We start from the raw sequence: 12,106 nt of genomic DNA on the forward strand, positions 1-12,106 counted from the left end.
TCACCCGCGCCCAAGGACGCGATGGATTCCTGTAACGAGCACAGACATGAGGGAGCAAGAGGAGGCGCGATTTGCCCGTTGTTGGGGATGCGGTGTAGATGCTCGGCTCAAGGTTGAGCGGGATGGAGGGTGGGGGCCGTGGATTCCAGGCTCAAGGCCTGGAATGACGGAGGGTGAGGGTTGCGTTGCGCCAGAAAAACCTAGCCGTCGCTGCAGTTCTCGGCGCTAATCCCCGCCCTGAACGCCCGAGATCACGATGTCCTGATCGATCACCGACAGTGCCCTGTTGAGATGGCCTTCGAAGACGAGGATGGATTCTTCGGGGACGATGCGGATTTCCGGCATGCCTTCCATGCGCACGATATGCGACTGGCCGAGGCCCTCTTCGATGCCCTGGCGCAGCAGGTCGTAATAGCGGGTGCCGGGGCCGGTGATGGCGATGGGCATGCGTTCGGTAAGGCTGAGCATGCGCGACAGCCCGTTGCCGAGGGCGAGCCCCGCCTGGCGGAAGGCGAAGGCGGAGGTGCGGTGGCCCTGGCGGGCCTTTGCGGCGATCTTGTCGAGCTCGGCGACGGGGACGAATTTGGCTGGGATCGTGTCGAGCGGCACTTCAAAGGCGCTGCGCAGGATCGCGTAGAAGCCGGCATAGGCCTCGATACAGCCGCGGGTGCCGCAGCGACAGAGGCCGCCACCCGCCATGTGCAGCATGTGGCCGAAATTCGGCGCCGAGACCTCCTGGCCGGTCTGGCCGCCGCGCCGGACGATTCCGAGCCCGATGCTGTGGCCGAGCGACAGCGCGGCGAGCGAACGGAAATCGACGCCCTTGGCGATCTCCTCACGGGCGCCGAGCGCGGCCGCGACGAGCAGCGTCTCGTTGTCGAGAATGACCTTCGTCTGCCAATCCGGCCGCAGCGCCGATTCGAAATCGATCTGATCGCTGCCGAAAATCGGCGACCAGATGAGCACCGGCTCGGTGGAATCGACCAGGCCCTTGCTGCTGATCGAGATCAGCAGCACTTTTTCCTGGGAGATGCGGGAGCGATCGAGGATGCGCGAAAGGCCGGCGCGCACGCCTTCCATGAAGCGGGCAGCGCCTGAGGGATCATGCGAACGCTCCTCGCTGAACCGGTCGATCAGCTTGCCGGCATAATCGACCAGCGAATATTGCACGGCGTCCGAGGAGATTATGACGACGATGAGATAGCCGCAATCGCGCCGCTGGCGCAAAAGCACACGCGGCCGGCCACGGCCGCTCGCCGCCTGCTGCTCTGATTTTTCGATGATCTGGGCGCGTTCCAGATCGGCTGTGATCGCCGAGATGGTGGCCGAGGAAAGACCGGTGAAATCGGAAATTTCGGTATGAGCGAGCGCGCCGTGACGGCGCAGCACGGAGAGCACGAGCACGCTGTTTCTCTTACGGACCAGCTCCGTGCTCGACTTGGTCAGCATGAATGCCGCCCTCTCCTCCTGCTTATCCGCCCCTGATTTCCACTGCATGTCCGGCCGCCCTTCCGCAAGAGGCTGAGGCCGAAAGTCAGTGTTGACAGCTGAAAAAATCTCTGACATCAAATTTCTCGACTGTCGAGAAAATAATCCGAACTTTCCTCGACAGGCGTATCGCGGTGGCCGGAGGAAGCATGGGCTGGGCCGGTCGCAACTCACTCGGGAGGACATTATGAAGTCTATTTTGAAATTGATGGCAGGCGCCGCCATCCTTGTTTCCGTGCATACTGCTGCCATGGCTGCTGATCTCGTCGTCGGCGTTTCCTGGTCGAATTTCCAGGAAGAGCGCTGGAAGACGGACGAAGCCGCCATCAAGAAGGCTCTCGAAGCCAAGGGTGCTAAGTATATTTCCGCTGACGCGCAGTCTTCGGCCGCCAAGCAGCTGACCGACGTCGAATCGCTGATCTCGCAGGGCGCCAACGCGCTGATCATCCTTGCCCAGGACTCCGACGCCATCGGTCCGGCCATCGAAAAGGCTGCCGCTGAAGGCATCCCGGTTGTCGGCTACGACCGTCTGATCGAAAACCCGGCCGCCTTCTACATCACCTTCGACAACAAGGAAGTCGGCCGCCTGCAGGCCGAAGGCGTCTTCAAGGCGAAGCCGGAAGGCAACTACGTCTTCATCAAGGGCTCGTCCTCCGACCCGAACGCAGACTTCCTTTTCTCGGGCCAGCAGGAAGTGCTGAAGGCCGCGATCGACGCCGGCAAGATCAAGAATGTCGGCGAGGCCTATACGGACGGCTGGCTGCCGGAGAACGCCCAGCGCAACATGGAGCAGTTCCTGACCGCCAACAACAACAAGGTTGATGCTGTCGTCGCCTCCAACGACGGCACGGCCGGCGGCGCGATCGCAGCGCTCGACGCCCAAGGCCTCGCCGGCTCCGTTCCGGTTTCCGGCCAGGACGGCGACAAGGCGGCGCTGAACCGCATCGCGCTTGGCACGCAGACGGTATCGGTCTGGAAGGACAGCCGCGAACTCGGCAAGCGCGCCGCTGAAATCGCTCTCGACCTCGCCGGCGGCAAGGACATGAGCAAGATCGAAGGCGCACAGGCCTTCAAGGGGGGCCCGAAGGGTGTTGAAATGCAGTCGGTCTTCCTGAAGCCGCTTGCCATCACCAAGGACAATCTGAACGTCGTCATCGACGCCGGCTGGATCTCCAAGGCTGAAGCCTGCCAGGGCGTGAAGGCCGGCACGGTCGCCGCCTGCAAGTAAGCAAGCTTCGAACGAAATGCCGGCGCCGCAGCGGAGAGACCGTTGCGGCGCCGGATGCGGATGCGAACTCCAAGGATGCAGTTCCTCCGCCCGCCGCACCATCGCGGATTTGCATTCCCTGCCGGAAGGGTGTCGCGACGCCAGGCGACCGGTTTCCGGAAGCATCACGATGGTCATTTGAAGAACAGACGATGACGCCGCCCACAACTCGGGCATGCCGGCGCAGCCGTCCAAACACAATGGGGGAACGGCAAAACCCATGGCCGAAATGGTAAAATCCACCACATCAAGCGGGCCGCGAACGGCGGAAGCCAACCCGGTGACCCGCTTCTTCCGCGCAACCGAGATCGACACACGCCTGCTCGGCATGATCGGCGCGCTCATCATCATCTGGATCGGTTTCCACATCATCACTGGCGGCCTGTTTCTGACCCCGCGCAATCTCTGGAACCTCTCGGTTCAGACGACCGATATCGCGATCATGACGACCGGCATGGTGCTGATCATCGTCACCCGCAACATCGACCTTTCGGTCGGTTCGGTGCTCGGCCTCTGCGGCATGATCATGGGCGTGACGCAGGCGAAGATCCTGCCTGAGTATATCGGCTTCGACAGCCCCTTCACCTGGGTGATTACGCTTGTCATCGGCCTGATTGCCGGCGGCCTGATCGGCACATTCCAGGGCTTGATCATCGCCTTCCTGAACGTTCCCTCCTTCATTGTCACCCTCGGCGGCCTGCTCGTCTGGCGCGGCGCGACCTGGCTCGTCACCAGCGGCCAGACGGTTGCCCCGATGGACCAGACCTTCCGCATCATGGGCGGTGGGGCGGAGGGCTCAATCGGCGCCACCTGGAGCTGGATCGTCGGCATCGCCGCCTGCCTCTTCGTCATCGCCAGCATTGTCGGCTCGCGCCGCCAGCGCCGCCGCTTCGGCTTCCCGCGCCGGCCGATGTGGGCGGAATATTTCCTCGCCATCCTGAGCTGCGTGCTGATCCTCGGCGCCGTCTGGATCGCCAACAGCTATTATTGGCCGATCAACATCGCAAAGAAATATGCCGAAGCCAACAACATCCCCTGGCCCGAAACCGGCCTGGATATTCCCTACGGCATCGCCGTGCCGGTGCTGATCGCCATCGTCGTCGGCATCATCATGACCTTCATCGCCACCCGGCTGCGCTTCGGCCGCTATGTCTTCGCGATCGGCGGCAACCCTGAAGCGGCCGAACTGGCCGGTATCAAGACCCGCTGGGTGACGGTGCGCATCTTCGCGCTGATGGGCATTCTGGCCGCGATCGCTGCTGCGATTTCCACCGCCCGCCTCAATGCGGCAACCAACTCGCAGGGCACGCTCGACGAGCTCTACACCATCGCCGCCGCCGTGATCGGTGGAACGTCGCTGGCGGGCGGCACCGGCACCATCGCTGGGGCCATGCTCGGCGCGCTCGTCATGCAATCGCTGCAATCCGGCATGGTTCTCGCCCATGTCGACACGCCGCTGCAGAGCGTCGTCGTCGGCACCGTCCTCGTCGTGGCGGTCTGGCTCGACACCGTCTATCGCGCCCGTGCCAAGTGAGAGGAGCCTCAAACATGACTGATCACCGCACTCCCCTCGTGGAACTGAAAAACATCTCGATCGCCTTCGGCGGCATCCACGCCGTGGACAATGCCTCGGTCGATCTTTACCCCGGCGAAGTCGTCGCCCTGCTCGGCCACAACGGCGCCGGCAAATCGACGCTGATCAAGATCCTCTCCGGCGCCTACAAGCGCGACTCCGGCGAGATCCTGATCAATGGCGAGCCGGCCGACATCCGCAACCCGCGCGATGCCAAGAAATACGGGATCGAGACGATCTACCAGACGCTCGCCGTCGCCGACAATGTCGACGCCGCCGCCAACCTCTATCTCGGCCGCGAGCTGAAAACCCGCTGGGGTACGCTCGACGACGTGGCGATGGAGGCTTCCGCCCGCGAAGTAATGGGGCGCCTCAACCCAAACTTCAAGCGCTTCAAGGAGCCGGTGAAGGCGCTTTCGGGCGGCCAGCGGCAATCGGTGGCGATTGCCCGCGCCATTCTCTTCAACGCCCGCATCCTGATCATGGACGAGCCGACGGCAGCGCTCGGGCCGCAGGAGACGGCACAGGTGGGCGAGTTGATCAAACAGCTGAAGAAGGAAGGCATCGGCATCTTCCTCATCAGCCATGACATCCACGACGTCTTCGACCTCGCCGACCGCGTCTCGGTGATGAAGAACGGCCAGGTGGTGGGCCACGCCCGCACCGAGGATGTGACCAAGGACGAGGTGCTCGGCATGATCATCCTCGGCAAGGTGCCGCCGAAAGCCATCCCCGGCCCCGGCGCCATGCAGATCTGAGCGCTGCAAGCTCTCATCGCCCGAGGACCGCTCCGCCGCCCGCAAGGCCGGCGGAGTTTTTTATACGCACCGAGAGGCTGACACACAAAAACACGTGCCAAACCGCAAGCATCGGTATTTCTGAGAATTTCACCATTGAAGCCGGCCGCAAGCTAGGCTAAGAACCACCCATCGGGCAGGCGATTCAAACCGCCTCAGGCATGCACCCGTAGCTCAGCTGGATAGAGTGTTGGATTCCGATTCCAAAGGTCACAGGTTCGAATCCTGTCGGGTGCGCCATATTTCTCAGGTCCATTCTGGACATATAGCATGAACTGGAGAAGAACACCTATCGGCCGGTGCATGAGCTGGACGACGATGGCCATGTGGATGGAACAGCATTAATATCGATGTGACGAACCCGACGACTAGCGGGAAAATAAATCATCCGGGAACTTGTAATAGCTGCAGTTGTTCATCGAATAGAGTTCCAAACCAGGACCTAGTTCGTTCCGTGAAAGTTCCCATTCGAACGTGTCGTCACCACCGAGGCCGGTAATCAACGCCATCGTGGCCAGTTCCATAAAGGCGGGGAAAGGCGACCCCGTACACGGTTGCTTCCATACGTGGGTATTTGCCCTTGATAACCCGCGTGATTTCCAGTTGATCCGTATCATCCGGGTCGAATCGTTGGGGTCCGTCGGCAACAAACCTGCTTCTCCGATCGACAGCGACTTCACGCGTGCCTCAACGACGACCGTCGCCTTCGCCAGTAATTCGTTCCGCGGAGGACACGGAGGCTAGCGGCTGCTGGCTTCAACCCAATAGCTGCCAGAAGAAAAATTGCTTTTAAGCAAACTTGCATACGTGTGTTCAGAAGCGCCCGCAGCATCGTTATTTTTCCTTTCGTGCAGCGATGCCTAAGCTGCCTCAATTGCGTGAGGCTGTAATTCTCATTCCATCTCATAAACCGCGGCGTGATCCTGCGCCTCCCGCAGCCCTTATACGACGCATGTCGCAGCTTCGCGTCATGAGTCCATCCTAGATATTCGATCTCAGCAACAAGCTCCGGACGCATGTAGACTGTATTGCGCTTTCTGCTGGTATCGACTGCGGGCTTGCCGATAAACAGCTTGTCCATCTGCTCACGGAGCTCGGCGGCGGAACGCTTCATGAAGCCGGTTCCCACTCCCCGACAAAGACGAACTCACTACCTCTGCGAGCGGCGAGCAGAAGACGGCTGATGCATTCGGACGATGCTGTCGACTTCTCGTAGCCAGTGACCAGATTCGCCGAGCCGGACCCGGCCAGCAAGGAAGAGGGTGGAAAGTCAAAGACGGTCTAACGAGAGACGATCTTTACGCCTTCCTGACGACCGATCCCAACGGTGTCGTCAAGCCGATCCAAATGCCTGTCCTGCTGCTGACGCAAGAGGAAGTCGACGTTTGCATGCGCGCGCCATGGGAAGAGGCAAAGGCGCTCGCTCTTCCGCTGCCGAACGACGCAATCAAGGTGATATCGCGCGAGGCCTATGGCTCGAGCATCATCAGCAACGCCGGGGAACCGGTGCAAACAAGTTTGCTATAGACGCCATGAGCATTACCAACCATTCGACCGCGCCCGGCGCCAATGTACACTTTGAGCACTATTGCGAGGAGGAAGGCTCCCGAGAGTGCGGAGGATTCAGCCACAGTCCAACCAAGGCAATTCCGGTCCGCTGGTGGTGATGGGAGCATTTCCCGCACAAAACCTATGAGCAGGAACAGGCGCTGAGGAGCAAGCTCGAGGCGGCCGAGCGCCGGTACGTTGACCGATGATTGCTGGATTGATCCTCTGCACTCGCTGACGGCCGTCGACTGCGACACTGCGAATCCGACGTCTCGGCGGCGGAATGACCGATGTAGCTGATGATCCTTTTGCCGACTGAGGTAACGCCGTTTCTTCGGTCTTTCAGAAGAGCCCGGTCATCAGCCGACGGTACTCTGACTCGGGTATGCCGTAAGCATCGTGAGCGAATTCTTCCAACGCCTCGCGGTTTCTGATAACGACAATGCCGCGCTCGGATTGGATGAAGCCGTTGCCTTCCAGCACATGTAATGCCGTCGTCACGCTGGCGCGCCTGACCGACAACATCATGGACAGGAATTCATGGGTAACGGGCAACCGATTGCCAGATATGCGGTCGTCGCACATCAGCAGCCATCGCGCCAAGCGCTCGTTGACGTCATGGACTGCGTTGCAGACTGCGGTGTAGGCGAGTTGGACCGAGAAGACCTCAATGGAGCGGATGATGACCTTCCAAAGGTTGCGGTTCTCCTCCATCGCGACCCGGAAGTTTCCATAGCTCATGCGGTGGGCTTCACCATCCCATTGCATGCTGATGTCATGGGTGCTGCTGTCAACACCGGCAATGGCTGTGGTCGGGACATAACCTTCGAACCCGAAGACGCCCGCCTCCGCCTGGTTGCCCGCGGGAGTGGTTGCAACAAGAGAGGCAATGCCGCTCTCCAGGAAATAGACGTGCTCGAAGTTCTCACCTCTTTTGACAATTATCGAGCCCCGTGGAAGGGCCACCAGTTCCAGATGCGGTGCAAGAGGGACGAAGTCTTGCTCAGGCAAAATGTTCAGAAGCTTGTTCTTTAAAAGGTGCTGTCTGGGAGCCGACATCGCAACATCCTATGTTAGTGGGAAAGGCCAACGCAGGTCCAGCCTAGAGCCAAGTATAACGGTTGATACATTGCGAGTACGGACGCTTTCATCCCGTTACGCACGACCAGATCAAGCGGCCGCCCAACGCACAGGAGAATTGGATGCCTGGGATGACAGCACCAGATCGTTGAGCGGCCTTGTCTTCAATACCAAAGAATAGGGGACAGTTTTACTTTTGTTACCCAGGCGAGGACTTTTGTCACGAACCGCACACATCGAAAATCGACCGCTTTACCTTTGAAGAGCGAAAGGAAACTTAACATCGAATTAATCTGAATTTCAAAAATAACCTCATAGATTTATCATGATGCAACCAGTTGCTGTTCTGCTTAGAAAACCACCCCCTCCGGGCACTCCCCGCCCCGGCGGGGGTTTCTCCCGAGCGGAATTCGCCGAGGCGAATGTAACTTTCTTTTAATTACCTTGTTCGGGGCCCGGAAGTGCCGCGGAGCTGCGGCCTATCCACATTTCCAACACACACTCGACAAAGCCCCCAGGTGAGGGGCTTTTCTGTCCGGCATCGTACCGGAACCGCATTGGGACAGCAGAGTTAAATCACCGGATCGCGGGAGAAAGTCAGTACTTTCGGATCGCATAGTGCCTTTCTCCTTGGCGATCCACCTCATCCAAGAGTTGGGTCGTGCGGAGGCAAGTTTTCCGGTCCGCTCCCAAGCGACTCTCCGCGCGGCCCGACACTTTCGAAAATTTAGAGAAAGCGCATGGCTTAGTGGCGAACCCGATCGATCCTAAAATTCAGACTCCGATCTTTTTCATCCTTTGCCACTCTTCCAGGGTGGGCTGAGTGGCGGCATGATCCAGTTTCTCACTGATGAAGGATGCCGGATTCCTTCGCCGCAGCCTCGAACGCAGATCGCGCTTCCGCATCGGGAACAACGCCACTCGCCGCGTCCAGGCATATCTTCCACACTCTCGCATAGGTCGCGCTTCTCTTGTCGGGCCAGTATTTCTTCAAGAATGCGATCGCCTCTCTAGCGTTCCTGATGACGTGAACACGATCATCTATCTTCAATTCGACGTTCGTGTCCCAGATGCTGATCATGGCGTCCTCCGTGGGGCAGGCTTCCCACAAACGTACATTAGGAAGATCTGTTCCAAGCGGACGCCTGGCGGGCGGTGACCATTTGGAACGAGGGGATCATTCCGCAATGAGTATTGAAGGGCATTCGACAGCGCCGGGAGCGAACGTGATCGTCGAGCACTATTGCTGTGTCGCCGGCGGCACGAAGTGGTCTTAAGGGGACGATGACATAAGTAAACATCATGGATCATCCAAACCAAACAATTGGCTGGCTTCTCGATGCTGAATAGTCTCGACACCTTCGTGATGAAGCTGATGGGTCAATATTCATCCAAGTCGATTATAGCGAATAAGCTCATTATTCGTTTTCTCGATTTGAACACTGTAAAATTTCTGCCTCTTTTTATATTATTATGGTTTCTATGGTTTTTTCGAAATAAATGGAAGCCAGTTGTTGTCGAATGCGTCATCGATATGTTCTTCGGAATTGGCTTATCTCGGCTCATACAACTGTTTCTGCCCGAGCGTCTCAGGCCGCTGCATTCAGGCAATCCCGACTTCGTGCTGCCTTTGGGCGTTGATCCGAAAACGCTTGAGCATTGGAGTTCCTTCCCCAGTGACCATGCCGCGCTGACCTTCGCGGTATCGACAACGATGTGGCGCGCATCCCGACCGCTTGGTGCGGCCTGCTTCATCTGGTCGACGTTCGTGATTTGCCTACCGCGCATCTATGCTGGCTATCATTATGCGACCGACATCCTGGGTGGCGCTTTTGTAGGCGTGTGCGCAGCCCTTCTGGTAGCGCGCCCTCTTCAGAAGCTATTGATGCCGCATGTGCTAACGGTTGAGGAGCGCTTTCCAGGTTTGTTCTTCTCTGGTTTCTTTGTCATATCCTATGAATTTGTGACGCAGTTCGACGAACTGCGGCTCGTTGGAAGGGCCATTCAACACCTCATCTCGTGATTGCGAGTTTGACGAACTCGGATAAACGGCCCACCCTCCCACTGCAGGCCGCAACGCGTCGGAATCCACGCCCTCTCGGATACCTTGGCCGCTTCTTGACAGCGCCAGTTGCGCCCGCACGACCGGATTATCTGGAATATGCTCTTTGAAACCGCCATTGCTCGGTTCCAGGCATTTCGATGCGATCGAAATGCAAACGGGTGCTTCCACGCCGTGCTGACGCAATGTGTTAACCATCGACAGGAAGCGTTCCTGATATGCCTCCGCAGTGGAGCCTAGAACGAGGTCCGCTCTCCTTGCACCCAGAGGACGCTTGTTATCCAATAGCCGGACCTGGGCATCGACGCCGGAAGGTGAGCATGGCAGAATAGGATTCAGCCAGTCTCGATTGCTGGTAAGTTCGGAGCGAATGGCAGCATTGGGTTTGGCCTGATGCAGCCGCCGCCCCGTTAGCGTCGCACAGTCAGCAAGGCCACAGGCTCCCGTTCGTTGTTCGGATGATCTACATTCCCTGTGAAACGTTGTAACGCGATTCCGGCTGCCAAATTCCTTGGTGCGAAGACACATTGCATCAGTCCCCCCGTTCCCATGCGTGTGGCCCGAAGGTATCTATTGTCCACGAATGCCGAGCGTTGGGAGTATGTATGTAATGTCGGCAGTGCCTTTCTCAAAGATATCGACGCCGCTCAACGCGCTGTTCGCTACAATCGGTCTCTTGGTCGTTGCGGCGCTGACGACGCAGGGCGTTACTGGACAGGAGAGGCTTGTCTTTGAGCTGCTACTTGCGGCAATTTGGCTGGCCTATGTTCTCCAACTGGGCGGCACATTGCTTTCACGACGACGCCGCTTGTCGGGGGGGATGACGGCCCTCGTGATCGATTTGCTCGCGGTTCTGGTTCCGGCTGCTGCATTCTTGTTCATTGGGTCCCGTGATCGAGACCTTTATTGCGCCGTCTGGCTTCTCAAACCGTTGCGCGACTCGACCTTCTTCAGGCTGCTGGCAAAGGTGGTCGCGAATGAATCGCGCAATCTGCTTGGCGTCACATCGGTGTTCGGCATCGTTCTTTTTGGCGCTGCTTTGGCCGGCTATATCATCGAGCGAGACGTCCAGCCCGATAGGTTCGGCAGCATTCCGCAGGCGATGTGGTGGGCGGTCGTGACGCTGTCGACGACCGGCTACGGTGACGAGATCCCGCAGAGCCTTGCAGGTCGAGTTCTGGCCGGATTGGTGATGATGAGCGGGATCGGTATTTTTGCTCTTTGGGCCGGCATCCTCGCCACCGGCTTCTACGAAGAGGTTCGCCGGCAAGACTTCGTTCGCAACTGGCAATTGGTCGCTTCCGTACCCCTGTTCCAGAAGCTTGGTTCCGCTGCACTGATCGAGATCGTTCGGGCCTTGCGACCGCGCATTGTCCCCGCAGGTGCCGTGATTTGCCGCAAGGGCGATGTTGGCGATCAGATGTTCTTCATTGTCGAGGGGCGGGTCACCGTGGCGACACCCGACCATCCAGTGGAACTCGGCGCCGGAAACTTCTTTGGCGAGATGGCGCTGATCAGTGGCGATCCTCGCTCAGCAACGGTCAGCGCAGCAACCGAGGTATCGCTGCTGTCGCTCTATGCCGTGGATTTCCAGATATTGTCGAGCAGTAGTCCGGAGATCGCGGAGACCATCCGCAAGACGGCGCTGGAGCGGCGGAGCGGGCCGCCGAAGGAATAATCAAAGCCTGATGACTGCGGCATTGCCGCGGCCGGTGGAGTTTGCGCCTTGACCGGCTCATAGCGCAGGATAACTGCGCCGGCCGCGGTCGTCGTGCTGTCGAGTACATTCAGTGGAAGCTGTCGGCCCGCCGGTTTGAAGGCTTCGCTCGCAGCTGGAGCCCTAAGCAGCGCAACGATTGGTGTGGCTGACTGTGAGAGCGAGAGTGGCCGCCCAACGTACAGGAGATACAATGCTTGGGGTGAGCAAGTGATCGCTGAGCAGCCCTCCCCAATGATACGAATTATTACTGCAAGTAGAAGTCAATTTGTGTTTTCGTGCGAAATCCAAAAATAGATCCATTAGTTGAAAAACACATTTGTGGACGTAGAACTGTTAAAAGTAATATTATTGAAAAAATTTCCAGCTTGTGCAAAGTAGTCGTTGCGGCGCCACAATGCGTTGTGCTCACAAACACCCCCATTCCTTGATCCCCGCTCTTGCGGGGTTTCTTTTGTGCGGACGGAATCGTTGCTTCGAGAGCAAATTATCTGTCCTAAATCGCACAGGAACTAGGATGGCCGCCAAACGTTATAGCATTGAGACCGCGCAAGATGCCTGCGCTCGCGGGCCT

General features: G+C 58.5%; 9 protein-coding genes, 1 tRNA gene and 5 pseudogenes. 8 read left to right on the forward strand and 7 right to left on the reverse strand.

Annotated elements, in window-relative coordinates:
• Positions 1-225: 225 nt before the first annotated feature.
• Positions 226-1,449 carry an ROK family protein gene (locus tag GGI60_RS04615; protein ID WP_183912208.1) on the reverse strand — a complete coding sequence of 408 codons (1,224 nt, stop codon included), beginning with the start codon at positions 1,447-1,449 and terminating at the stop codon, positions 226-228.
• Positions 1,450-1,675: 226 nt separating this feature from the next.
• Here GGI60_RS04615 and xylF point away from each other — a divergent pair, with 226 nt between their 5' ends.
• The 4 genes from xylF to GGI60_RS04635 all read left to right on the forward strand — a co-directional run bounded on the left by xylF (position 1,676) and on the right by GGI60_RS04635 (position 5,365).
• A complete protein-coding gene (xylF, locus tag GGI60_RS04620) occupies positions 1,676-2,716 on the forward strand; it encodes a D-xylose ABC transporter substrate-binding protein (protein ID WP_183912206.1) in 1,041 nt (346 codons plus the stop codon).
• Positions 2,717-2,975: 259 nt separating this feature from the next.
• The gene (locus GGI60_RS04625) at positions 2,976-4,289 is read left to right on the forward strand and encodes a sugar ABC transporter permease (protein ID WP_183912204.1); all 1,314 of its coding nucleotides are present in this window, start codon (positions 2,976-2,978) and stop codon (positions 4,287-4,289) included.
• Positions 4,290-4,303: 14 nt separating this feature from the next.
• Positions 4,304-5,086 (forward strand): ATP-binding cassette domain-containing protein, encoded by a 783-nt coding sequence (locus GGI60_RS04630; protein WP_183912202.1) that lies wholly within the window; start codon positions 4,304-4,306, stop codon positions 5,084-5,086.
• Positions 5,087-5,288: 202 nt separating this feature from the next.
• Positions 5,289-5,365: transfer RNA gene (locus GGI60_RS04635), tRNA-Arg, on the forward strand.
• Between the two features lie 128 nt (positions 5,366-5,493).
• On the opposite strand, the gene GGI60_RS04640 is transcribed toward GGI60_RS04635, so the two are convergent.
• Together GGI60_RS04640 and GGI60_RS04645 are read right to left on the reverse strand one after the other, a co-directional pair.
• Positions 5,494-5,805, reverse strand: a complete 312-nt coding sequence (locus tag GGI60_RS04640) for a hypothetical protein (RefSeq protein WP_246720294.1) — start codon at positions 5,803-5,805, stop codon at positions 5,494-5,496.
• Between the two features lie 213 nt (positions 5,806-6,018).
• Positions 6,019-6,352, reverse strand: a pseudogene (locus GGI60_RS04645) (ATP-dependent DNA ligase); the annotation flags it as partial.
• On the opposite strand from GGI60_RS04645, the pseudogene GGI60_RS31870 reads away from it, so the two are divergent.
• Positions 6,342-6,652, forward strand: a pseudogene (locus tag GGI60_RS31870) (SOS response-associated peptidase); the annotation flags it as partial. The pseudogenes GGI60_RS04645 and GGI60_RS31870 overlap by 11 nt on opposite strands.
• 5 nt (positions 6,653-6,657) lie before the next feature.
• A pseudogene (locus GGI60_RS31875) lies at positions 6,658-6,882 on the forward strand (hypothetical protein).
• 133 nt (positions 6,883-7,015) lie between these two features.
• Here GGI60_RS31875 and GGI60_RS04650 read toward each other — a convergent pair.
• Both GGI60_RS04650 and GGI60_RS04655 read right to left on the reverse strand, forming a co-directional pair.
• Complete coding sequence (locus tag GGI60_RS04650; RefSeq protein WP_183912200.1) at positions 7,016-7,732, reverse strand: Crp/Fnr family transcriptional regulator; 717 nt, start codon at positions 7,730-7,732, stop codon at positions 7,016-7,018.
• An 865-nt stretch (positions 7,733-8,597) separates the two neighbouring features.
• Positions 8,598-8,834 carry a DUF982 domain-containing protein gene (locus tag GGI60_RS04655; RefSeq protein ID WP_183912198.1) on the reverse strand — a complete coding sequence of 79 codons (237 nt, stop codon included), beginning with the start codon at positions 8,832-8,834 and terminating at the stop codon, positions 8,598-8,600.
• A 258-nt stretch (positions 8,835-9,092) separates the two neighbouring features.
• On the opposite strand from GGI60_RS04655, the gene GGI60_RS04660 reads away from it, so the two are divergent.
• Positions 9,093-9,776, forward strand: coding sequence for a phosphatase PAP2 family protein (locus GGI60_RS04660; protein ID WP_183912196.1), 684 nt, complete (start codon positions 9,093-9,095; stop codon positions 9,774-9,776).
• 51 nt (positions 9,777-9,827) lie between these two features.
• Here GGI60_RS04660 and GGI60_RS31880 read toward each other — a convergent pair.
• A pseudogene (locus GGI60_RS31880) lies at positions 9,828-10,108 on the reverse strand (sialate O-acetylesterase); the annotation flags it as partial.
• Between the two features lie 317 nt (positions 10,109-10,425).
• Between GGI60_RS31880 and GGI60_RS04665 the strand changes: the two are divergent.
• Complete coding sequence (locus tag GGI60_RS04665) at positions 10,426-11,493, forward strand: cyclic nucleotide-gated ion channel (RefSeq protein WP_183912194.1); 1,068 nt, start codon at positions 10,426-10,428, stop codon at positions 11,491-11,493.
• A 44-nt stretch (positions 11,494-11,537) separates the two neighbouring features.
• On the opposite strand, the pseudogene GGI60_RS31885 reads toward GGI60_RS04665, so the two are convergent.
• A pseudogene (locus GGI60_RS31885) lies at positions 11,538-11,633 on the reverse strand (dihydrofolate reductase); the annotation flags it as partial.
• Between the last annotated feature and the right edge of the window lie 473 nt (positions 11,634-12,106).

This window comes from Rhizobium lentis (assembly GCF_014200175.1).
Taxonomy (GTDB): Bacteria; Pseudomonadota; Alphaproteobacteria; order Rhizobiales; family Rhizobiaceae; genus Rhizobium; species Rhizobium mulingense.